The 21,346-nt window shown below is 69.8% G+C and carries 19 protein-coding genes and 4 pseudogenes; 11 read left to right on the forward strand and 12 right to left on the reverse strand.

Annotated features, from left to right (window positions below; genetic code table 11):
• Positions 1-153: 153 nt before the first annotated feature.
• Both ACIREE_RS37720 and ACIREE_RS37725 read right to left on the reverse strand, forming a co-directional pair.
• Positions 154-342 (reverse strand): annotated as a pseudogene (locus tag ACIREE_RS37720) (catalase); the annotation flags it as partial.
• A 300-nt stretch (positions 343-642) separates the two neighbouring features.
• Positions 643-1,584, reverse strand: coding sequence for a LysR family transcriptional regulator (locus tag ACIREE_RS37725; RefSeq protein WP_404162949.1), 942 nt, complete (start codon positions 1,582-1,584; stop codon positions 643-645).
• Positions 1,585-1,720: 136 nt separating this feature from the next.
• Between ACIREE_RS37725 and ACIREE_RS37730 the strand changes: the two genes are divergently transcribed.
• From ACIREE_RS37730 to ACIREE_RS37750, 5 genes and pseudogenes are all read left to right on the forward strand, one after another.
• The gene (locus ACIREE_RS37730; RefSeq protein WP_404162952.1) at positions 1,721-2,482 is read left to right on the forward strand and encodes an SDR family oxidoreductase; all 762 of its coding nucleotides are present in this window, start codon (positions 1,721-1,723) and stop codon (positions 2,480-2,482) included.
• 41 nt (positions 2,483-2,523) lie between these two features.
• Entirely contained in the window at positions 2,524-3,417 is an 894-nt protein-coding gene (locus ACIREE_RS37735) for an SDR family NAD(P)-dependent oxidoreductase (protein ID WP_404162955.1), read from the forward strand.
• A 56-nt stretch (positions 3,418-3,473) separates the two neighbouring features.
• The gene (locus ACIREE_RS37740) at positions 3,474-4,376 is read left to right on the forward strand and encodes an alpha/beta hydrolase (RefSeq protein ID WP_404162958.1); all 903 of its coding nucleotides are present in this window, start codon (positions 3,474-3,476) and stop codon (positions 4,374-4,376) included.
• Positions 4,357-5,304: pseudogene (locus ACIREE_RS37745) on the forward strand (NADP-dependent oxidoreductase); the annotation flags it as partial. The gene ACIREE_RS37740 and the pseudogene ACIREE_RS37745, both read left to right, overlap by 20 nt.
• 477 nt (positions 5,305-5,781) lie before the next feature.
• Positions 5,782-6,383: pseudogene (locus ACIREE_RS37750) on the forward strand (MBL fold metallo-hydrolase RNA specificity domain-containing protein); the annotation flags it as partial.
• A gap of 166 nt (positions 6,384-6,549) precedes the next feature.
• Here the strand turns inward: ACIREE_RS37750 and ACIREE_RS37755 are convergent.
• Positions 6,550-7,947, reverse strand: a complete 1,398-nt coding sequence (locus ACIREE_RS37755) for an FAD-binding oxidoreductase (protein ID WP_404162961.1) — start codon at positions 7,945-7,947, stop codon at positions 6,550-6,552.
• A 125-nt stretch (positions 7,948-8,072) separates the two neighbouring features.
• Here ACIREE_RS37755 and ACIREE_RS37760 point away from each other — a divergent pair, with 125 nt between their 5' ends.
• The 4 genes and pseudogenes from ACIREE_RS37760 to ACIREE_RS37775 all read left to right on the forward strand — a co-directional run.
• Positions 8,073-8,687, forward strand: coding sequence for a TetR/AcrR family transcriptional regulator (locus ACIREE_RS37760; RefSeq protein WP_404162964.1), 615 nt, complete (start codon positions 8,073-8,075; stop codon positions 8,685-8,687).
• Positions 8,688-8,814: 127 nt separating this feature from the next.
• A complete protein-coding gene (locus ACIREE_RS37765) occupies positions 8,815-9,759 on the forward strand; it encodes a class I SAM-dependent methyltransferase (protein WP_404162967.1) in 945 nt (314 codons plus the stop codon).
• Positions 9,760-10,047: 288 nt separating this feature from the next.
• Positions 10,048-10,923: a lysostaphin resistance A-like protein gene (locus ACIREE_RS37770; protein ID WP_404163031.1), complete on the forward strand. Its 876-nt coding sequence runs from the start codon at positions 10,048-10,050 to the stop codon at positions 10,921-10,923.
• Positions 10,856-11,053: pseudogene (locus ACIREE_RS37775) on the forward strand (response regulator transcription factor); the annotation flags it as partial. The gene ACIREE_RS37770 and the pseudogene ACIREE_RS37775, both read left to right, overlap by 68 nt.
• 40 nt (positions 11,054-11,093) lie before the next feature.
• Here ACIREE_RS37775 and ACIREE_RS37780 read toward each other — a convergent pair.
• From ACIREE_RS37780 to ACIREE_RS37810, 7 genes are all read right to left on the reverse strand, one after another.
• Positions 11,094-12,227 (reverse strand): epoxide hydrolase family protein, encoded by a 1,134-nt coding sequence (locus tag ACIREE_RS37780; RefSeq protein ID WP_404162970.1) that lies wholly within the window; start codon positions 12,225-12,227, stop codon positions 11,094-11,096.
• A gap of 108 nt (positions 12,228-12,335) precedes the next feature.
• Positions 12,336-13,175, reverse strand: coding sequence for an NADPH-dependent F420 reductase (locus ACIREE_RS37785; protein WP_404163034.1), 840 nt, complete (start codon positions 13,173-13,175; stop codon positions 12,336-12,338).
• On the reverse strand, positions 13,109-14,050 hold the full coding sequence (locus ACIREE_RS37790; RefSeq protein ID WP_404162973.1) for an SDR family oxidoreductase: 942 nt from the start codon (positions 14,048-14,050) through the stop codon (positions 13,109-13,111). Before ACIREE_RS37790 ends, ACIREE_RS37785 begins: the two co-directional genes overlap by 67 nt.
• Positions 14,051-14,102: 52 nt before the next feature.
• A complete protein-coding gene (locus ACIREE_RS37795; protein ID WP_404162976.1) occupies positions 14,103-14,726 on the reverse strand; it encodes an NADPH-dependent F420 reductase in 624 nt (207 codons plus the stop codon).
• 77 nt (positions 14,727-14,803) lie between these two features.
• Positions 14,804-15,706 (reverse strand): TIGR03619 family F420-dependent LLM class oxidoreductase, encoded by a 903-nt coding sequence (locus ACIREE_RS37800; RefSeq protein ID WP_404162979.1) that lies wholly within the window; start codon positions 15,704-15,706, stop codon positions 14,804-14,806.
• A 153-nt stretch (positions 15,707-15,859) separates the two neighbouring features.
• A complete protein-coding gene (locus tag ACIREE_RS37805; RefSeq protein WP_404162982.1) occupies positions 15,860-16,483 on the reverse strand; it encodes an NADPH-dependent F420 reductase in 624 nt (207 codons plus the stop codon).
• A gap of 92 nt (positions 16,484-16,575) precedes the next feature.
• Positions 16,576-17,310: an SDR family oxidoreductase gene (locus ACIREE_RS37810; RefSeq protein WP_359543626.1), complete on the reverse strand. Its 735-nt coding sequence runs from the start codon at positions 17,308-17,310 to the stop codon at positions 16,576-16,578.
• 159 nt (positions 17,311-17,469) lie between these two features.
• Here ACIREE_RS37810 and ACIREE_RS37815 point away from each other — a divergent pair, with 159 nt between their 5' ends.
• Positions 17,470-18,381 (forward strand): LysR substrate-binding domain-containing protein, encoded by a 912-nt coding sequence (locus ACIREE_RS37815; RefSeq protein WP_404162985.1) that lies wholly within the window; start codon positions 17,470-17,472, stop codon positions 18,379-18,381.
• Positions 18,382-18,701: 320 nt separating this feature from the next.
• Positions 18,702-19,097 carry a transposase domain-containing protein gene (locus tag ACIREE_RS37820; RefSeq protein ID WP_404162988.1) on the forward strand — a complete coding sequence of 132 codons (396 nt, stop codon included), beginning with the start codon at positions 18,702-18,704 and terminating at the stop codon, positions 19,095-19,097.
• A 71-nt stretch (positions 19,098-19,168) separates the two neighbouring features.
• Here the strand turns inward: ACIREE_RS37820 and ACIREE_RS37825 are convergent, their stop codons facing one another.
• Positions 19,169-20,086 (reverse strand): hypothetical protein, encoded by a 918-nt coding sequence (locus ACIREE_RS37825; RefSeq protein WP_404162991.1) that lies wholly within the window; start codon positions 20,084-20,086, stop codon positions 19,169-19,171.
• 270 nt (positions 20,087-20,356) lie between these two features.
• Positions 20,357-21,304, reverse strand: a complete 948-nt coding sequence (locus tag ACIREE_RS37830) for an IS630 family transposase (protein WP_404162994.1) — start codon at positions 21,302-21,304, stop codon at positions 20,357-20,359.
• Between the last annotated feature and the right edge of the window lie 42 nt (positions 21,305-21,346).

Here is a 21,346-nt window from a genome sequence, read left to right on the forward strand (position 1 = left end):
CACTTGATGTCTCTTCCATGATCATCAATTACACCGGTGAGCGTACAGACCCGGTTACCGAATGACCCGGCGCGCGGTGCGGGCCGGCCGGGAGAGCCCGCACCGCGGACGAAGCCGTCGTGGGGCCGTCACCGGGTCCGCGGCGGCGCCTGCTCACGCCTTGTGCTGCATCGAGCTGCGTGCCGGATTGCCCTGCTCCGCGGCCTTGGGGTCCTTCTCGTCGGCCTTGGCGCGCACGCCGTCCGCGATACGCTCGCCGATGGTCTTGTCGATGTTGGACCAGTACGTGAGAGCCCGCTCCTGGACCGGCTCGGAGACACCGTTGAGGAGAGGTCCGACGACGGCCCTCGATCCTGTCCTCGCCCGGGACGAGGTTCTGGCGATCGGTCGACTGCTGGTCGGCCGAGACCCGCTTGTAGACGAGGTTGGCCATGCCGCTTGTGTCGGCGCATCGGGCCCTGGGTGTCATCTAGCTCTGTCGTCATCCGTCACCGGATCCAATAGACCAGAGTTGCTCCATTGGACGCCCAACGGGCCTGTCGCCATTCGTTCGTTTGCCGACATTCCCGACCCCTGTGAAGGCGCATGCGAAACCCTCGCGCCTGATCGACGCGCCTGTGGCGGCGGGACCCTTCCCGGTGATCAGCCCGCCCCCTCAGGGACCGGCTCCGGCAGTTCGGCTGCGACGGCGCGGACGCTGTCCCGGAGCCAGCGCTGCCCCAGGTCGCCGTCGAGGCGCGGGTGCCAGGCCATTTGATATTGCAGTGGGCGGATCTCCTCGGGAGCGGGCAAGATCCGGATCCCGGCGTCCGGGCGTTGCTGCGCGAGCAGCCTCGCGGGCAGGGTGAGGATCAGTCGGGTGCCCGGGACTGAGTGAGCAGCCAGGGAGTGGTAGGGCACGGTCAACCCGGCCCGGCGGCGCGCTCCGAGGCCCTCCAGGCGCCCCTCGATCGCGGTCTGGCGCTCGCCGGTGGTGCCGACGATCACGTGAGCGGCGCCCAGGTACTCCTCCAGGGTGATCTCCGGGCGATCGGCCAGCGGGTGGTCCGCGGACAGGAGGCACACAAATCGGTCGTCGAACAGATGCTCCGTTCGCAGCGCGGTGCCCGGCCCCGGCCCCGGCCCCGGCCCGCCATAGAACACCAGGTCGACGACGCCTCGGTCGAGATCGTCGTAGATGGCGTTGTGCCACGTGCGGAAGTTCAGCGTGGAGCGCGGTGACTCCTGGAAGACGCGCTGGAAGACCGCGGGGGCGAACACCCGGGCGTAGTCGGTCCCGGCGATCCGGAATGCCTCGGCGGCCACAGCGGGGTCGAACTCCTCAGGAGCGAACAGGCTCTCCAGTCGCGGCAGGACCGCTCGCAGTTGGCGCTGTACACGCTCGGCCCGCGGGGTGAGCCGGTATCCGCCGGGCGTGCGCACCAGCAGTTCGTCGCCGAGCGTGTCGCGCAGCCGCTGCAGCGCCCGGCTCATCGCCGGTTGGCTCATCCTGGCGAGTTCCGCGGCGTGCGAGACGTGCTGTTCCTCCAGCAGTGCGGCCAACGGTGCCAGCAGGTTGAGGTCGACTCGTTCGATATGCACCATGCGCATAACCTAGGTGCATTTCATGCATTAGACAAATACTTGTGGGAGGCGGAGTGTTGTTCACGTCGCCGGGCGCATCGTCCGCGAACAGCCTCATCACTACGGGCATCCCTCCGGATGCCGGATCGGAGCAGTCATGAACGACGCGACAGCGGAGAACGGACCCGGTCGGCCCAGGGTGGCCGTGGTGGCCGGCGGCTCGGGCGGCATCGGCGGCGCGGTCGCGCGGCGGCTGGCCGCGGACGGTACGGCCGTCGTAGTCCACTACGCGGGCAGTGCGGCGAAGGCCGAGGCGATCGTCGAGTCGATCACCGTGGCCGGGGGCACGGCAGTTGCTCACTCCGGCGACATCGCCGAGCCGGCGGACATGGCGCAGCTCTTCGACGCCGCGGAGGCGCGTTTCGGCGGCATTGATGTCGTCGTCAACACCGCAGGAATTATGCTGCTCGCCCCGCTCGCCGAGATGGAGCTGGACGATTTCGACCGGATGCACCGGGTCAACGTCCGAGGGACCTTCGTTGTCTCCCGGCTCGCCGCCCGCCGACTGCGTCCCGGCGGCTCGCTGATCAACTTCTCCACCTCGGTCACCCGGCTTCAGCAGCCCGACTACGGCGGCTACGCGGCGACCAAGGGCGCGGTCGAGGCCATGACGCTGATCCTGGCCCGCGAACTGCGCGGCCGGGATGTCACCGTCAACGCAGTGGCCCCCGGGCCGACCGCGACGCCGCTGTTCGTCGAGGGCAAGAGCGAGGAGCTGATCGCCAAGATCGCCGCCGCCGCACCTTTGGAGCGACTGGGCACGCCTAAGGACATCGCCGAGGCGGTGGCCTTCCTGGCCGGGCCCGGCGGCCGCTGGATCAACGGCCAGGTGCTGTTCAGCAACGGCGGTATCGCCTGACCGCCAATCCCCGCTCCCACCCCACCGATCGGAGAACTATCATGTCAACCGTCCTCATCACCGGTGCCGGCACCGGCATCGGCAACCTGACCGCGCGGGCGCTCGCCCGGGCCGGCCACCGCGTCTACGCCTCGATGCGTGCCCCCGGCACCCGCAACGCCACCCGCGCCGAGGAACTGCACCGCCTGGCCACGGAGGAGCATCTCGACCTGCACGTGGTCGAACTCGACGTCGCCTCGCAGGAGTCCGCCGAACACGCGGTGGCGGCCGTGCTCAAAGACGCGGGGACGCTCGACGTCGTCATCCACAACGCCGGCCACCTGGTCACCGGCTACGTCGAGGCGTTCACCGCCGATGAGATCGCCCACCTGATCGACGTCAACACCCTCGGCGTCCAGCGGCTCAACCGGGCTGCACTCCCGCACCTGCGCACCCAAGGCCACGGCACCCTCCTCTACGTGGGCAGCACCATCCCGGTGACCACCCCGCCCTTCCTCGGCCCGTACGTGGTCTCCAAGGCGGCCATGGACGCTCTGGCTCTGGTGACCTCCTACGACGTGGCCCCGCTCGGCATCGAGACCGTGATCGTCATGCCGGGGGCCTTCACCCAGGGCACCGACCACTTCTCCAAGGCGGCACGGCCCGCGGACACCACCGGTGTCGCCGCCGGATACCGGGCCCTGGACCCGCTGGCCAACCGCAACGAGGCAGCCACCGAGGGCCTGTTCACCCCGGGCACGCAGGCCGACCCGGTGGTGGTCGCCCAGGAGATCACCAGGATCCTGGCCCTGCCTTTCGGCGAGCGCCCCTTCCGCAGCGTGGTGGACCTGACCAACTCCATGGTCGAACAGGCCAACTCCGCGGTACTGGAGGCCCGTACGGACTTCGTACGGCGCATGGGCTTCGAGGAAGTCCTGCACGTCGCCCGGGCGTAGGTCACCCCGCACCCCCTCCAGTCACCAACCACTTCCCTCCGCAAGGAATCAACGACATGACCCGCAGTCAGCTGAACGCCGTCTCCGACCTGCTGCAGAACTCTCCGCTGGACCTGGGCGGCGACGTCGAGAAGATGCGCCACGTCTTCGACGACATGCTGGGCTCCGCTCCGCTGCCCGACGACGTCCGCACCCGGACCACCGAGCTGGGCGGGGTGCCGGCCGTCGAGGTGCGTGCCGGCGCCGCTGCGCCGACGGGTGTCACCGTGCTGTACCTCCACGGCGGTGCTTACGCGATCGGCTCCGCCGCTGCCAGTGTCGGCCTGGTTTCGGAGATCGCCCGGCGCACCGCGGCCACCGCCCTCTCCGTCGACTACCGGCTCGCCCCCGAGCACCCCTTCCCTGCCGCCGTCGACGACGCCCTCACCGCCTACCGGGCACTGCTGGACCGGGGCGCCCGGGCCGACTCGGTCGCGGTCACAGGAGAGTCGGCCGGCGGCGGCCTCGCCCTCGCCCTACTCCTGGCGATCCGGGAGGCGGGGCTGCCGCAGCCCTCGTCCGCGACGGTTCTGTCCCCGTGGACGGACCTCACCCAGTCCGGCGCCACCATGGCGAGCCGGGCGGAGGCGGATCCGGCGCTCACTCCCGAGGCCCTCAAGATCCGGGCCGCCGACTACCTCGCCGGGGCGGATCCGCGCACCCCGCTGGCCAGCCCGCTCCACGCCGATCTGCGCGGACTGCCACCGCTGCTGATCCAGGCCGGCGGTAGGGAGATCCTGCTCGATGACGCCCTGCGGCTGGCCGCGCGGGCCGCCCGTGCCGACGTCCCGGTCACCCTGCAGACCTTCCCCGGAGCACCGCACGTCTTCCAGGGCTTCGCCCCACTCGTCGATGAGGCCGCGCGCGCCCTCGACCACGTCGCCGCCTTTATCAACAGCCATGCCCAGCCGGAGGGCTGACTTCGTAAAAGCCGTACGCTTCCACCGCTACGGAGACATCGAGGTGCTCGGCGTCGAGGACGTCGAACCGCGTCCGCTCGGCCCCAAGGACGTCCTGGTCCGGGTATGGGCCGCCGGCATCAACCCGGGCGAGGCCAAGATCCGCACCGGGGCCCTGCACGAGCACTTTCCTGCGACGTTCCCTTCCGGACAGGGCAGTGACCTGGCCGGTACCGTCACCGCGACCGGGGACGCGGTGACCGGTTGGGCACCGGGGGACCCGGTCCTTGGCTGGTCCTGGGAGCGGTCCAGCCACGCCGAGTACGTCGTCGTACCGGCGGACCAGCTCGTCCGCAAACCCCAGAAGCTCCCCTGGGCCGCCGTGGGCGCCCTCTACGTCGCGGGCAGCACCGCCTGGGCAGCCGTCGCCGCGGTCGCCCCGCAGGCCGGGGAGACGATCGTGGTCAGCGGGGCCACGGGTGGGGTCGGCAGCTTCGCCGTTCAACTCCTGCGCCTGCGCAGGGCGCGCGTGGTGGCGGTCGCCTCGGCACGGCACCAGGACTGGCTGGAGTCCCAGGGCGCCGCCCTCGTCGGCTATGGAAGCAGGGTCGACGAACGCCTTCGCCGGGCGATCGAAGGCGACGGCGGCGGCACAGCGCACGCCTTCCTCGACTTCCACGGCGGCGACTACCCGCGCATCGCGCTGTCCCTGGGGGTGCCGCCCCACCGGGTCAACACGCTCGACTACGGCGCTGCGGCCGCGCTCGGCACCCGGTCGCACGGCAGCGCCGAGGGCACCGACCGGGTGGTACTGGCCGAACTGGCCGGGCTGTCAGCGGTCGGCAGGATCGAGGCGCCGGTCAGCCGGACCTACCCGCTGACCGAGGTCCGGGCGGCCTTCGCCCACCTGGAACACGACCACCCGTTGGGCAAGGTCGTCCTCTTGCCAAACGCCACCCCCGGGCGGTATCAGGGCCGGGGACGCGCGGGACGCAGCCGGGTGACGTTGGGCTCAGACCGGGCGAAGCCGCCCGGGAGTGCCCAGCGAAGAGCTCGTTCCCCTTCCGGCGGCGGCTCTGGCGCAGGGGCCGTGGGAACAGATCACCGCCCATCTCTTCCCCCTGTGGGACCTTTACCCGCGGCAACCTGATGCCGATCTTCGACAGCGCGGAACCCGGTGCGGACGAGAAGTGATGCCCGCCGCGTCAACGCCGACAACGTCCCTGGTGCAACAGTCCAGGCGGAGGGACCTGTGTCTTGGCCGCCCGGCTGCGGGCCGAGACCGAGGGCGCTGCGTAACCGTCGAGCAGCAACCTCGCGCTCACTCCTCGCCCTCTTCGTCCTCATCCAGCTCGGGCGTATCCGGGTCGCGCAGCAGACGCAGAGCGCCAGCAGGCGGAGTGAAGGCGGTGAAGCTGTAGCGGCCGAGGATGTCCTGCTCGCCAGCTCCCTCATCCCCGGCAACGAGAACGCCATCTACCGGGTGATCAACGGGCTCACCCGGCGGCCGCCAACGTGGTCCACAAGGGCAACGCCAAGGTGCATGTCTCCGGGCGCGCCGGCGCCGGCGAACTCGTCTACTGCTACAACATCGTCAAGCCTCGCAATGTCTTGCCCGTGCACGGCATCGTCGTCGACCTCGTCGACGGGCGCGCGTCCATCACCGGCAAGGTCCCCGCCGACAACGTCTGCGTGGACGGCATGGAAGTCGGTGGCACCACCGAAGCGTCCCTCAAGGACCGCCTCACCCTCGCCAACGAAGGCGTGGTCACGGTGGTGGCGATCGTCGACGCGGACACCGGCGCCCTCGCCGAGGCCCCCGACTTCCTGGCCCGCGGCTTCGTCCACGACGACGCCACCTTCGAGCCGGTCACCCCCGTCATCGAGAAGGCTCTGGCCACCGCGGCCTCGGAGGGCTTCGGGGACGCACGCCAGCTGAACCAGCCTCTCGCCCGCGCCGCGGCGAACTGGGCGTTCCGCGCCCACAACCGCAGGCCCCTGATCAGCCCGGTCATCATCGACGCCTGAGCCCCAGCCCGGCAGCACGGTCCCCGGTTCCGGTTCCGGTCACGGCCCCGATTCCGATCCCGCGAACGTCGGGGCCGGGGTCGGGGCCGGGTCGCGGCACGGGAGCGCGATCAGCAGGCCAGGCGCGCCATCGGGCTGTCGCGGGCCTCGAAGTGGTGGCCGGCCCTCACACGCCGCGGACGTCGGACGGACGGGACGGGATGGGCAGGGGAATGGCGTGGAACACCCCGTCGGGGTCGAATCGGTGCTTCGCCGCGAGCAGTCGTTCGGTGTTGGGTCCGTAAGCGTGTGCGATCTGCTCGGTCTCGTCGGGACCCAGCAGGTTGGGGTAGCTACCCGGCATGGCCCCGGATTCCAGCGCTGCGGACACGTCACGTGCCCATGCGCGGTGTTCCGGTTCCCGGGGGTCGCCCGGTTCCCAGCGGGCGATGGTCTCCACCATGAGGTGGGGGGTGCGGTTTCCGAAGGCCGTGTCTGTCGCGGGTGTCCGGGACGCGGCGCCGTGCAGGCTGTGCAGGGAGACGGCGGACAGCGGCGAGGTCAGGGAGTCGCCTGCGTCGAGGAGGGCGGCCCGCACGGCGGGAGTGAGCGCGGGGACCGTCCGCGGGCGGATCTCGACGTGTTTGCCGAGCGGGAACATCGCGTCAGTGCCGGCCAGCATGTCGTGGCCGGTGGTGGCGCCGAGTCGAGCGACCAGCGGCTCGCCGAGGGCGGTGAGCCGCGCCAGCGTTTCCTCGCCGGCCCGGGCGTCGTCGCCGCTCCACGTCGGTATGACGAACACGACGGGCGCTCCGTCGGGGCCGGCGAGGAAGCCGCACTGCACGGTCAGCTCGTCGGGCCCTTCGGGAACGAACTCCGCCAGCCGGGCCAGCACCGCGGACGCCTGCGCCCAGGGGAACAGGATGCGGCCGGAGATGAGCGTCGGCGTCCGGTGGAGCCGGACACGCATCGCGGTGACCACGCCGAAATTGCCGCCGCCGCCGCGCAGCGCCCACAGCAGCTCCGGCTCCCGCTCCGGGTCGGCCGTGACAGTCGAGCCGTCGGCGAGCACCACGTCCGCGGACAGCACATTGTCCAGCGCGAGGCCGAACCTGCCGCTCAACGGCCCGTAACCGCCGCCGAGACTCAGGCCCACCATGCCGACGCCGCCGACGGTGCCGGTCGCCGCGGTGAGACCGAAGGGGTGGGCGGCGCGGGCGAGGTCGGCGCCGGTCGCGCCTCCCGCCACCTCGGCCACCGCCGCGTCCGGGTCCACCCGCACTTCGCACAGGCCGGACAGGTCGATGGTCAGCCCGCCGTCGGTCAGTGCCCGGCCCGCCCAGTCGTGCCCGCCACCGCGCACCGAGAGCGCGACACCGTGCTCCCGGGCGGCCAGGACCGCCGCCCGGGCGTCGGCGGGGGTGACACAGCGGACGACCACGTCGGGGCGGTGTGCCACCGCGCCGTTCCACACCTTCACGGCGGTGTCGTAGGCGGCCCCGGAGATGACGACCCGGTCGGCGTCGATCGTACGGCGAAGGGTGTCGGCCAGGCGGTCGGTGCGTCTGTTCGTCGATGTGGTCACGAGCTGCCTTCGCCTCGGGGAGGGGGTCTTTGACGCGTTCAGAGTAACGTTCTGTTCATCAGAGTCAATCTCTGATGAACGAGTGAATACCCTGAACGGTGCGCATAAGCTATGCTCACCAGCCCATGACTTCATCGCCCACGAGCCGCCGCGCCGAGTACGCGGAAGCGACCCGCGCCGCCATCGTCGACGCCGCCCGCCAACTCTTCGCTCACCAGGGGTACTTCGCGACCACCGTCGAGGACATCGCCAAGTCCGCCAGGGTCGCGCCCGCGACCGTCTACGCCGTCGGCGGCGGCAAGCAGGGGCTGATCAGCACTCTCGTCGACCTGTGGAGCCAGGCCCCGATCGTCGCGGAGACGCGCCGCCGCGGGGCGGAACTCACCGACGCGGACGAGATCCTGCGGAACGCGGCCGCCGCCGTGCGGAGCATGCGCGAGGAGTACGGGGACATCATGCGGGTGGCCCTGGCCACCGCCCCGCACCAGGCCGCGGTCGCGGAGGGGCTGCGCGTCGCGACCGGGCGGTACCGGGACGCGGTCACCGACCTCGCCGGGCGGCTCCACGAGGTCGGCGGCATGCACCGCGACTTCACCGTGGAGCGGGCGACCGACGTGCTGTGGTTCTACTTCGGCTACTCGGGCTTCTTCACGCTGGTCGACGACAACGGCTGGACCTTCGACCGAGCCGAACACTGGCTCGTCCGACAAGCCGCCGAGGCCCTGCGCGGAGCGCCATGAGACCACGACCATATTGACCTCACAGGTCCCAGGTACACCCCGATGGCACGACATCCCCACTTCGCACCCGCTGGTCCGGTCGGCCGGACCGGAGCCGGGCCGCGGCGTGACGAACAAAGGACGAGGCGTGAACGACGACGTCGAGCGGAACGATCCGATGGCCGTACTGGAAGGGCAGGTATGGGCGCTTGCCGCGGTCGTCGCGACCTTGCGGGAGGCCGGGACGGGCTCGTTGGAGAAAGCCCTGGCGGCGGACGCGGCGCGTACCGCGGTGCTGGAAGCAGCGGGCGTGGTGCGCCGCGAGGGCAGTGACACGGTCGCCGTCCCCGCGTTGCAGGTCGGTCCCGCCTCCTCCAACGCGGCGTCCGCACGGCTCAGTTCCATGCGACAGGCGGTCGCCGCCGCCGCCGGCGAGGCTGTGACGGGGTGGGACGCGCAGAGCGACGACGTACTGCTCGACCAGGGGCGCGCCTCCGCGGCCACCGGGCACGCGCTCGCCACCCGTCTCGTGCCCGCCCTGCCGGGACTGGCCGACCGTGTCGCCACCCCGGGCAGCCGCGTCCTGGACATCGGCACAGGGACCGGGGCGCTCGCCCTCGCGCTGGCCCAGAAACTTCCGCAGGCCCGGGTGACCGGGATCGACAGCCTTGAGCGGGCGATCCGGCTGGCCCGCCGAGAACTGGACGGAGCGGGACCCGGCTCCGAGCGGATCGAACTACGGCATCAGGACGCCGTCGACGTGCGCGAACGGGATGTCTACGACCTGGTCTGGCTACCGGCGCCGTTCCTCTCCGACGACGCGTTGCAGGCGTGTCTCCCGCACCTGGCGGCCGCCCTCACCGATGGGGGATGGCTGGTGGCCGGCACCAACCCGGCACCGCACGAGCCGCTGCTCGCGGCCGTCGCGAACTGGAACGCGGTGCGCAACGGGGGCAGCGCACTGACCTCGCACCGGATGGCCGAGGCACTGGGCGACCTCGGCTTCGAGGACCTGCGCCAGATCCCCACGGTGCCCGGCGGCCCGGTACTCGTGGCCGGCCGCCGCCCCGACCGCGCCGCGTCCACGTCGTAACCGCGCACGGGCGAGTGGTGGCCAACGCGACCGCATCCGTTCCTCGTGGAGCGGATGCGGTCGTCGACGTTCACGCCGATCGCTGCTACTGCTCGCACTGCCCGGGGCAGGGATAGGGGAGGGAGAAGAACACGGACGAGCCAGCCGCCACCTAGAGGGCCCCGGCCTGTCCCCCGTGCGAGCTACCTGCGAGTGTCCACCGTGCGGTGACGACTTCGGGCGGGCGGATCCATAGCGTTCGGGGTGGCCTGCGGCGCTCCCGCCACGGCTTCTCACGAAGGAGCCATCATGCGTCTGATATGGCAATTCTTGGTGGTTGTGGCGGTCTGGATCCTCGGCAATCCGGGCATGGCTGCGGTGAAGGACACCCCCGCGCTGGCGCTCGTCGCCGGCCTGCTGACGGCCGTCGTCGCGGTCTTGGTCTACGGCTGGGTGGTGCGGCGAACCGAGCAGCGTGCGTCCTTCGAGGTGTCGCTGAAGGGAGCAGGTGCCGGAATCAGCCGGGGCACGCTGCTCGGCATCGCGCTGTTCGGGGCAGTCATCGCGAACATCGCCTTCTTCGGTGACTACACGGTCAACGGCCTGGGCACGCCGTCGAGCGCCGTCGGCCTGCTCGGGATCATGGCGGGTGCCGCCGTGACCGAGGAACTGGTCTTCCGCGGCGTCCTGTTCCGGCACATCGAACGAGGGACCGGAACCTGGATCGCTCTCGTCCTGACCGGCACGCTCTTCGGGCTGATCCACCTGCTCAACGTCAACGCCACCCTGTGGGGTGCCATCGCCATCGCCATTGAGGCAGGCGGGATGCTGACTGCCGCGTACATCGCCACCCGAAAGCTGTGGGTGCCGATCGGTCTGCACTTCGGCTGGAACATCGCCGCGAGCGCCATCTTCAGCACCGAGGTGTCCGGCAGCAACACCCCGCAGGGCCTGCCGGACGCGACGGTGTCGGGTCCAGCGCCGGTCACGGGCGGCGACTTCGGACCGGAGGGCAGTGTCTTCGCGGTGGTGTTCGGCGTGCTGGCCACCGGCATGCTCATGTGGCTGGCCTACCGGCGTGGTCACGTGGTCCCCGTCCGCCGAGAGCGCGGCTGCCGACGCCGGGCTGACGCCGCGCGAGCTCGAGGTGCTGGGCCTGATCGCCAACGGCCTGTCGAACGGTGAGATCGCCGCAACGCTGGTGATCAGCCCGGAGACCGTCAAGACCTACGTGTCGCGCATCCTGACCAGGCTCGGCCTGCGGGACCGTGTGCAGGCGGTGGTCCACGCCTACCGCAGCGGTCTGGTGACCTGAGGGGTGGCCGACCTGGGCCTGGACCGCTGCCGGGTCGGTGTCAGCGCAGTTGGCGGAAGAACTCGGTGATGTCGTCGGCGAGCAGTCCGGGCTCTTCGTGGGCGGCGAAGTGTCCGCCGCGCGGCATCGACGTGTACCGGGTGATGTGGTTAGTGGGTTCGGCCCAGGAGCGCGGGGGCCGGGTGAGGTCGGCGGGGAAGACGGCGACGGCGGTGGGTACTTCGACCTTCTCGACGCGCCGGGTCAGGCCGCGGGCGTACTCGTAGTAGGGCCGGAACGATGTCGAGATCGTGCCGGTGAACCAGTACAGGGACGCCTGGGTGAGGACGAAGTCGTCGGTGAACCGGGACGACAGGTTGCCGACCGAGTCGCTCCAGGCGCGGTACTTCTCCACGACCCAGGCCAGCAGGCCGGTCGGAGAGTCGGACAGCGCGTGGGCCAGGGTGAGGGGCCGGGTGTTCTGCTGGTGCTGGTAACCGCCCTCCTTCGCGCTCCAGTTGGCGACCTGGTCGAGGTAGGCCTGTTCGTCCAGGGTGAGGCCGGCGGCGTCGTACTCCTGGGGCGCGGCGACGGCGAGCAGGTGGATGCCGGCCAGCGACTCCGGGTAGGCCTCACCCAGACGCGAGGTGATCCCCGCGCCCAGGTCCCCGCCGTGGGCGGCGTACCGGTCGAAGCCGAGCTCGTCCCGCATGAGCCGGTGCCAGATCTGGTGGGTCTGGAGCATCGGCGGGAGGTCCGGGCGTTGCGGCGAGAACGCGTAGCCGGGCAGCGAGGGGACGACGACCGTGAACGCGTCGGACGCGTCGCCGCCGTGCTTCGACGGCTCCGCGAGACGCTGGGCGAGGTCGGTGAGCTCCAGGAAGGTGCTGGGCCAGCCGTGGGTCAGCACGATCGGCAGGGCGCCCGGTTGCTCGCCGTCGTACCGGAGGTAATGAACGGGCGTGCCGCCGATGACGGCCGTGTGGTGCGGCAGGGCGTTGATCCGCGCCTCGTGGGTGCGCCAGTCATAGCCTGTGGTCCAGTACTCCGCCAGACGGCGCACCTCAGTGGTGTCGGCGCCCGCTTCCCAGCCATCGACGGGCCACCGGGTGGGCCACCGGGTGGCGCGCAGCCGCGCGCGCAGGTCTTCGAGTTCCGCATCGGTCACAGCGATCAGCGGCGGGTGGTCGGTCATGTGCCTCTCCTGGTCGTGCTCACGTGCTCACGTGCTCACGTGAGCACGTGAGCGTGCGACAGCGCCTGGACCTGGTCGACGCCGTCGCCGGCCCGCGCAGACCTGCGGTCACCGCGTGGCGGTGGCCAGTGCCGCGCGGATGACGTCGTCGCCGGCGGGCCGGCCCTTCTCGTTCGAGTACGGCCCATAAGGGCTGCCCCACACCGGTGTGCCCGTCGCCTGCCGCCAACTGTCAGCCAGCGGTCCTGCGTCCACCACGCCGTACCCGATGGAGTCGATGAAGTCGGTGACCGCCGCCTTCGCCGGCGCCGAGTCCGCGGCGATCGGCAGGTACGACCGGTCGGCCGCCCCCGCCGGGCGGGCGAGTGACAGCAGGTGCTTGAAGTAGATGGTGTTGAACGCCTTCACGAGTCCGGCGTCCGGGACGTAGCGCAGCAGCAGTTCGCTCGAGGTGAGCGACCCACTGTCGAGCTCGGGGATGTGCCCGTCACGCTCGGGGCCGTAGTTGCACGTGTCGATGACCGTCTTTCCCACCAGTGGTGCGGCGGGAAGGTCGGGGAAGGCCGTGACCGGCACCGTGACCACGACGATGTCACCGGCCGTCGCGGCTTCCTCGCTCGTCGCCGCGGAGGCCCCCGGACCCAGTCTCGCGACCGTGTCCGTGAGCGTCCCGGGACCGCGCGAGTTGCTGAGCACGACCTGATGTCCGGCCTTGACGGCGAGCCGCGCGATGGTGCTGCCGATGGATCCGCTTCCGATGAATCCCACAGTCGTCATGTTCTCGGCGTCCTTCCAGAAGAGCCTTGTCTTTGTACGAGCCTCGTCGTAAGAGCCTCGTCCTTGCCATGCGTCGGACTCGTCGCGACCCGGGCCCCCTGCTGTCAGCCGGCGGGGAAGTAGTGGCCGTTGTCCAGATCGGCGAGGAGCCGGGGTTGAGCCGGCTCCCAGCCGAGGGTCCGGCGGGTGATGAGGTTGGACGTCGGGTAGCTCTGCGTGACGACGTTCGTAAGGAACCCGAAATGTGCCGGCAGGATCAACTCGTCCAGGGGAACGCTCACGGCGGGCAGGCCCAGGCGGCTGCCGATGGCCTCGGCGATCTCGCGGAACGGGATGCCCCCGTCCTCGACCGCGTGCCAGTAGCTGCCGGCCGGGCCCTTCTCCAGCGCCAGACGGAACAGGGAGGCGGCATCGCGGGCGTGCACGGCGTTCCACCGGTTCGCGCCGTCTCCGGGGTAGCCGGCGAAGCCCTTCTCCTTCGCGAGCGCGATCAGCATGGGGAGAAAGCCACGATCGGTCGTGCTGTGCATGATGTTGGCGATCCGCACGACCGAGGACCGTACCTTCTGCTCGGCAAGTCCGATGACGGCGGACTCCACGACATTACGGGCCCGCAGGGTGCCCTTGTGCTCGTCGCCGACGGGCAGGGCCGGGTCTTCCTCGGTACCCGGCCGGCCCAGGTACGTCCCGGTCCCGGGCGAGCCGATGCTCCCCGCCGCGACCAGCGGCTTACCGGTCCCCGCGAGGGCCTCGCCGTACGCGAGCATGACCGGGAGCTCCGCGGCGGCCACCGCGGCCATCCCGCCGGACGGAAGCAGGTCCTGCCGGTGCGCGACGTGGATGACGCCGTCGGAGTCCGCGGCCGCCTCCTTGAGCCCGTCGAGGTCCTGGAGGTCGCCGCGGCGTATCTTCGCGCCGAGCGCGGACAGTGCCGCGGCGGCCGTGTCCGACCGGACGAGGCCGGTGACCTCGTGTCCTGCGGCGATGAGTTCGGGGATGATGTACGAACCGGAATGGCCGGTCCCGCCAGTGACGAAGACACGCAAGGTACTGCTCCTTTTCAGTGATGTGGTGCGCGAAGTGGTGGTGCGGGTGTGCTCAGCCGCGGAGGTCGACGCCGAGGGCGACGTCGAAGGTCCCCGCGCCGTTCCGGGCCAGGCCCATCAGCAGCGGCCCGATCCCTTCCAGCCAGCGGGCCATCTCCAGGCCGCCGACGTCGAGGGGACGCAGTCCGAGGCTCGCGATGAACGCCGACACGGCGACCTTGGCCTGTGCGTCATCTCCGGCGAAGAGCACGTCCAACGGACGCTCCTGGACCAGGACATGGCCGAACACTGTGTTGAACGCCTTCACGACGTGCGCGCTCGCCGGGGCCGCCTTGGCGATCTCCTGCGCACCGGACGTGCCCTCGGGAGTGACCACTCCGGTGGCGTCGGCGTCGAACGTGTTGGAGATGTCGATGATGACCTTGCCGGCCAAGGCATCCCCGTACTGGGCGACGACCGGCACGGCGCTGGTGTAGGGCACAGCGAGGACAACGATGTCGCCCACAGGGACGGCGCCGAAGGTCCCCACCGTGGCCCCGGCGCCGAGCTCGGCGGCCAGGCCCTTGGCCTTGGCGGCGTCGCGGCCGATCAGCTCGACGGAGCTACCGCCCGCTACCGCACGTGAGGCGATGGCGTGGGTCATGCCCCCCAGACCGATGAAACTGATGCTGCTCATGGTGAGACTCTCTTCCTCTGGTCCGAATCGAACGGTTTGCCCGCCCGTCGTTTTTTCGCCCGTCGTTGCTTCGGTGGTCACAGCCGGCCGGTACGCTCGATCACCTGGCCGGCGAAGTCGAGCAGCTGGTCAAGGCCGGCGAACATCGTGAAGGCATCGAAGTACGCCTCATCGACACCGGATTCGGCGTACCGCTTCAGTTGGTCCGCGACCGAGTCGACGGACGTGCCCGGCTCGAGGTTGATCCGCATGGCCGTCTTGAGTGCGTCGGGATCGCGGCCGGCCTCCTCCGCCGCTCGACGCGCGATCGACCACAAGCGGCCTGCGCCCTCGTCCTGACTACTGACCGACGCGGCGGGCGCCGGCCCTTCGACCCCGAGCCAGCCGACCCCGCTGCGGCCGACCCGGCGCATCGCGGCCTCACTGTCACCACCGATCCAGATGGGCGGCCCGCCCGCCTGGACCGGACGGAGGCCGGCGTGGACCGGTGGCATGGTGAAGAACTCGCTGTCCCAGGACACGGGACTGGTAGTCCACCACGCCCGCAGGAACGCCAGCATGTCATCGAGCATCTTGCCGCGCCGGCTCCAGTCCGCGCTGCGGGCGACGTCGTACTCCTGCTTCATCCACCCCACACCCACACCCACGCCGAGGCGGCCGCCGCTGAGCACGTCGAGCGTGGTCAACTGCCGGGCCAGGTGCGGCGGCTCGTAGTAGAACGTGCTGAGCGTGCTGGTGTTCAGGCGCACCCGGTCGGTCGCCGCCGCAGCGACGGTCAACAGCAGCATCGGATCGAAGGAGCGGGCCATCTGTGGCCCCCGGTCCAGATAGCCGTTGCCCAGATCAACCGGCGTGACCAGGCGATCGCCGACCCACAGGGTGTCGTAGCCGAGGTCCTCGAGTCCGCGGGCGAAAGCGCTCAGGGCGGGGGCGTCGCTGACCGCGGGCCCGACAAGGGGAATCACGAAACCGAGCTGCATTGCGTTGCGCCTCCTCGGGCGAACTCTTTCGCCACTATTGACATCTGACATCTGACTTCTGAAATCTGACATCGACGAGTCGGTGGTTCCACCAATTAGCCAGAGCGCACGGCGCCCTATTTGCCGACTGCTTGGTGAGCCAGTCCCGGGGGGTCAGTCCGTAAACTCGTTGACGCCCAGGGCGAAGTTCCCGTGGCCGATCCCGTTGCCGGCGAGGCCTACCGTGAGCACGCCCGCTCCTTCGAGCCAGTGCGCCATCTTCAGGCCGCCGACGTCCAGCGGGCGCAGTCCGAGGCTCTCGATGAATGCCGCGACGTCCGCCTTGGCCTGCGGGTCGTCACCGGCGAAGAAGACGTCGGGCCGGCCGTTCTCCAGAACGCCACGGAAGACGGTGTTGAAGGCCTTGAACACGTTGGCATCGGCCGGGGCCACCTTGGCGACTTCCTGCGCGATCGAGGTCTCCTCGCTGTGGGCCAGGCCATCGCCCGTGGTGTTGAAGGGGTTGCTGATATCGACGATGGTCTTGCCCGCGAGGGCGTCCCCGTACTGGGCGACGGCCGGAACGACCCCGTCGTACAACATGGCCGTGATGACGATGTCCCCGGCCGGGACGGCGCCCCACTCACCCGTCGTCGTGCCGCCGCCCAGAGTCTTGGCCAGGCCCTCGGCCTTGGACTGATCGCGTGCCATGATCTCGACGGTGTTACCGCCCGCTACCGCGAGCGCGCCGATCGTGCGGGCCATGTTCCCCGCACCGATGAAGGTGATGCTGCTCATGAGCTGTGCTCTCTTCCTGTTCTCGGGGGCGCCTGTTCTCCAGGCGCCGCTCTGTCGCGTTCGTGCGTGGTCCGGTCTCGTTCGTGCGTGGTTCAGATAGCGGTGGTGCCGCCGTCGGCGACCAGCTCCAGACCGTTGACGTAGCTGGAGTCGTCGGAGGCCAGGAACAGGGCGATCGTGGCGATCTCCTCGGGGCGGCCCATCTTTCCGCGGGGGATCAGGGACTCGAAGGCAGTCCTGGTCGCCTCGTCGAACAGCTCTTCCTGCTTGGCCGTGCCGACCTGGCCGGGGGTCAGGACGTTCACCCGGATCTTGCGGTCGCGGAGCTCGTTGAGCCAGACACGGGCAAAGGCCTGCTGGACCGCCTTGCTTCCCGCGTAGAGGCTCCAGCCGGGGAAGGCGCCGAGGGAGGCGTTGGATCCGGTCATCACGATCGAGCCGTGGTCGTTGATCAGCGGCAGTGCCTTCTGCACGGTGAACAGGGTGCCGCGGGCGTTGAGCGAGAAGGAGCGGTGGAACTGTTCCTCGGTGATCTCGCCGAGCATGGCGGGCTCGCCCATCCCGGCACTGGCCCACAGCACGTCGATCGAGCCCTTCTCCCGCTTGACGGTGTCGTACAAGCGGTCCAGGTCGTCCAGGTCGGACGCGTCACCCTGGACGGCGGTGACGTTGCGGCCGATCAGTTCGACGGCCTCGTCCAGTGCTTCCTGCCGACGGGCCTGGATGAAGACATGCGCTCCTTCCTCGACGAAAAGCTTGGCCCCGGCCAGTGCCAATCCGGTGGATCCACCGGTAATTACCGCTACCTTGCCATCGAGCTTTCCCACGATCACTCCATTGAATTGATGAGTAGCAATTACCGATCCCGAATTCTTGTACCGAATTCTCTCGGCCCCATGAACGATGCCATTGGCCTGAGCTGGTGTCCAAGACCCGTTTCGACCGTGGTGATAACCTCAAGGCATTGCCGGACCGGGAGGGGCCCCATGGATCTGGATCTCCGCAAGTTGCGCTACTTCATCGCCGTCGCCGACAGGCTGCACTTCGGCCGCGCCGCCGAGGACCTGCACATCGCGCAGCCGGCGCTCAGCCGGCAGATCCGCGCGCTGGAACAGGACCTCGGCGCCCCCCTGTTCACCCGGGACAGCCACGGCGTCACGCTGACGGACGCGGGCCGACAACTCCTGGACGACGCCGGTCCGTTGCTCGCCTCCGCGCAAGCGGTCAGGCGCCGGGTGACCGCGGCTGCCCGTGGCGGCCAGCGGCTGGTGGTCGGTTTTCGGGCTGGGATCCCGGTCATCCCCGCGGCGCGAGAGTTCGGTGGCCGCCATCCGGACGTGGTCGTGGACGTGCAGCGCATGGAATGGGACGACCAGGTCCCTATGCTGCTCGACGGCCGCGTCGACGTCGGTTTTGTGCGGCTGCCTGTCGACGAGACCGGCCTGCGCCTGACCCCTCTCTATACCGAGCCGCTCATGGTGGCGCTGCCCGCGGGCCACCCGCTGGCGGGCAAGGAGGAGGTCACCGAGGCGGACCTGGCCGGTGAACCGCTGATCTGGCATGCCGACCCGAGTACGCAGCCCACGAGGCGTCCGCTCCCCGACTCCGGGCTCCGGGTGCGCGGGGTGGAGGAGAAGCTCGAGCACGTCGCGGCCGGCCGTGGCATCTCGTTCGTGGGGCGCTCGGAGACCGTGTTCTACTCACGGCCGGACATCAGGTACGTGCCCGTCCTGGACCTGGCGCCCGACCAGGTATTCGTCGCGATGGCAGCGTCGCGCACCTCGCCGCTGGCCGACGACTTCTTCGCCGCGGCTCAGGCGACGGCTGAGATCACGGCAGAATGCGGGAACTATGAGATGTGGCAGCTGGTGACCGACGCCGCTGCACAGCGCGGTTGAGCAGTTCGGCTGACACCAGCAGAACCCGGCCTCCAGTACGCGTATGCCCTGTGGCGCGCTGATCTACGGAGTGGTTCGTTCCCGATCATGGCGGTGTTCACCGCCGCCGACCATCCGCCGCGGGCCCGATTAGGAGGCCTCGCTCAGGGCGGGGCCGGTGCGCCAGATCAGGGCGAGTTCGGCCACGGATCTTGACCCAAGGCCGGGTAGTTAACGAACTCGCAGGTCAAGCAAGTTCGTTGGAGGATTTCCGACGTAAAAGCAACGGAGCCCGTTGGTACAGGCAGTCGACCAAGACAGCCTGTTCCCGAGGAGCTCCGTTGCCGTTTCATGATGTCCTGTCCGCCCCGGTGGTGACCGTCACCCGTATGGTCACTGTGGCCGCGGGAAGGTTCGCGCCCGACCATCTGGGCGAGCTGACGGCCGTCGTGCCGTTCGAGCTCATCGACGCGGTCTTGTCGGAGACCCGGAGCGTGCAGAAGCGCCTGCGTATTCTTCCTTCGCGCGGCGGTGTCTACTTCCTGCTCGCGATGTGCCTCTTTCCCGAAGTCGGCTATCGGCTGGTCTGGGATAAATTACTGACGTCGGCGCTTCAGGGTGACGGTGGGGGGAGGTCGAGGGAGAGGGCGGTTCCCGCGAGGAATCCGTCGAGGACGTCGCGGCTCAGGCGGGCTTCGGCGCGGCCGTCTCCCTGCGCCAGCACCTCTCGGCGGTGATAGGCGCCTCCCCGGCGGTCTACCGGCGAACCTTCACGAGCTCCCTGCCGCGGGTCTGGCAGCCGCGGATCTCAGGCTTCGATGCGCACCCAGGTGCGACCGGCGCGGAGAAACAGGGTGCCGTCGCGGCCCTGGCCGCAATGCATCACTACCCGCCCAGGCACCCGCACCTGCTCCTGGCTGGTGGCGACACACACGTCGCCGGCCAGTTCCGCGCGGGTCACGGTGGTCCTGCGCTTGTAGTGGTCGCGGCTGGTCAGGACCACCCGCGTGCCGTGCACGGCGAATCCGTCCGGGGCCTTCACCGGGCTGCGACAGCTCGCGACTTCGCCGGTGGAGGGTGTGATCCGGGTGAGGAAAGTTCCTTTGGGGCTGTACCAGACCAGCCACACCGACTCGCCTTCCGTGGCGGCCGTGCAACCCTCCAGCGGCCAGTCGGGGAGTCTCCCCTTCGGCGCCCACGTCGCGACACCCCGACTGTTCCAGCCCGCCAGGCCGGCCGCGGACTCCGGGTGGCCGCCGTAAATACCTTCGTCGCCGTAGGCGGTCCAGATCCCCCCGCTGCGGTCGGTGACCAGGGCCGGAATGTCGTCACCGAGACAGAAGGCGCCCTCTTGTCGACCCTCGGGGGAGTACACGACGGCATTCGCCCGCCAGTCTCCCGCCGCGTCCCGGTTGGTACGGCTCGACGCCAGCAGGAACCGGGACCCGGGGAGCAGGGCCAGATGGCTGGGCCACATGTCGATCCCTTCGACCGGTATGCGCCGCTGCTCCTGTCCTGAGGTGATGACCAGCTCTCCGTCGAAGGGCGTCTCGACATGCCATCCGACCCACCCGCGGGGATACTTGTCGCGGCTCAGGTACCGGCGCTGGACCAGCATCACGGCGAATTCGCCGTCCGGTCCCACGGTCCACCACAGCGCACGCCACCCAGCCTGGACGTCCTCGGAGGACAGCCTCCAAGCGATGGGCAGCTCGTCGATCGTCATGGGGATTCACCTTTGGGACTCCGGGTGCCTACGCCGCCCGAAGTTCGCCACGTTACCGGTCGGGGCAATCCCCACTCCCGCCGGGGGGAGCAAAGACCGGCCCTTCGCGCCGTCCTATGCGATGACTGACTTCAGCTCGTCAGGGTGATGGTGGGTCGTGGAGGGGCAGGCCGGTGCCAGCTATGAAGCCGTCGAGGGTGTGGGGCCGGTACTGGAGGCGTTTGAGCCTGTTGCGGACGAGTGCTTCGAGGTGGTCGAGGGCCATAACGGCTAGGTTGGCGAGGCTGCGCTTGACGTGGGCCCATACCCATTCGAGGGGTTGAGGTCGGGTGAGTAGGTGGGCAGCAGGAACATCCTCAGCCACGCGCGCTCGGCGACAAGTTCCCGCATCCTGCGGGAGACGTGGGTGTTCAGGCGGTCCCACACCAGCACGATCGGCGCCCTGACCAGCTGATGGACGCCGTCAATCAGCGCGATGAAGTCCTGCTCGCTCATGCTGCGACGTGTGCCTTTCCCCGCAGGGTGGGTCCGCAGACGGTGACACAGCCGGGTCCGGGAACCCGGCCGCATCGCAATCAGCCCGGCCACGGACAGCCGCCCCGAACGCCGGCCGCTGATGGTGACGACCGGAGTCACCCCGCGTCGGCCCCAGGTCCGTCGCTGGGCTGGCCTGCGGGTGAAGCCAGCTTCGTCCTCGAAACAGACGTAGCCCCCGCACGCCGCCCGGGCCCCTTTTACCTCCGCCCAGGTCGCTTCCTTCCACGCGGCGACGGCCTGCTCGTCGCGCTCGGCAACCCGCCGTGCGGGAACCTGAGGACTGAAGCCGAGCCGGTGCATCAGCCTGGTCGCTCCGGAGACGCTGTAGGAGACGTGGAACTTCCTGGCGATTAGCGTGGCCACCCGCGACGCGGTCCACACCTGATCCTCCACCCAGCCGTGCGCGGCCGGCCCCTCCTCCAGATACCCGGCCAGCTTCTCCAGAGACCGCGGGGACAGGCGGCACCGTGGCCCGCTCGGACCGCGGGATGCCAGTGCCTGACCACCACCGTCCCGCCACAACTGGTGCCACTGATAAGCGGACTTCACGCTCACTCGCAGTCGCCGTGCAACTTCCGACGGGTTGATCATCTGCTCGAACAGTTCGGCCGCCTGTATCCGTACCGTCTCCCGACGCCAGCGTCCCGTCGGCGTCAGCCCGCCCCCATCCGCATATCTCACACACCACGGCTACAGCCGCCCACCCACACCCGTCGGGGACTT

The organism is Streptomyces sp. NPDC102467 (assembly GCF_044765445.1).
Taxonomy (GTDB): domain Bacteria; phylum Actinomycetota; class Actinomycetes; order Streptomycetales; family Streptomycetaceae; genus Streptomyces.

Bases quoted from the DNA above. Each gene is read 5' to 3' on its own strand.
- ACIREE_RS37800 (WP_404162979.1), bottom strand. From the start codon at position 15,706: ATGCAGCTCGGTTTCGTGATTCCCCTTGTCGGGCCCGCGGTCAGCGAC.
- ACIREE_RS37805 (WP_404162982.1), bottom strand. From the start codon at position 16,483: ATGAGCAGCATCACCTTCATCGGTGCGGGGAACATGGCCCGCACGATC.
- ACIREE_RS37825 (WP_404162991.1), bottom strand. From the start codon at position 20,086: ATGACGATCGACGAGCTGCCCATCGCTTGGAGGCTGTCCTCCGAGGAC.
- ACIREE_RS37725 (WP_404162949.1), bottom strand. From the start codon at position 1,584: ATGGTGCATATCGAACGAGTCGACCTCAACCTGCTGGCACCGTTGGCC.
- ACIREE_RS37780 (WP_404162970.1), bottom strand. From the start codon at position 12,227: ATGACCGACCACCCGCCGCTGATCGCTGTGACCGATGCGGAACTCGAA.
- ACIREE_RS37770 (WP_404163031.1), top strand. From the start codon at position 10,048: ATGCGTCTGATATGGCAATTCTTGGTGGTTGTGGCGGTCTGGATCCTC.
- ACIREE_RS37735 (WP_404162955.1), top strand. From the start codon at position 2,524: ATGTCAACCGTCCTCATCACCGGTGCCGGCACCGGCATCGGCAACCTG.
- ACIREE_RS37795 (WP_404162976.1), bottom strand. From the start codon at position 14,726: ATGAGCAGCATCAGTTTCATCGGTCTGGGGGGCATGACCCACGCCATC.
- ACIREE_RS37760 (WP_404162964.1), top strand. From the start codon at position 8,073: ATGACTTCATCGCCCACGAGCCGCCGCGCCGAGTACGCGGAAGCGACC.
- ACIREE_RS37740 (WP_404162958.1), top strand. From the start codon at position 3,474: ATGACCCGCAGTCAGCTGAACGCCGTCTCCGACCTGCTGCAGAACTCT.
- ACIREE_RS37730 (WP_404162952.1), top strand. From the start codon at position 1,721: ATGAACGACGCGACAGCGGAGAACGGACCCGGTCGGCCCAGGGTGGCC.
- ACIREE_RS37815 (WP_404162985.1), top strand. From the start codon at position 17,470: ATGGATCTGGATCTCCGCAAGTTGCGCTACTTCATCGCCGTCGCCGAC.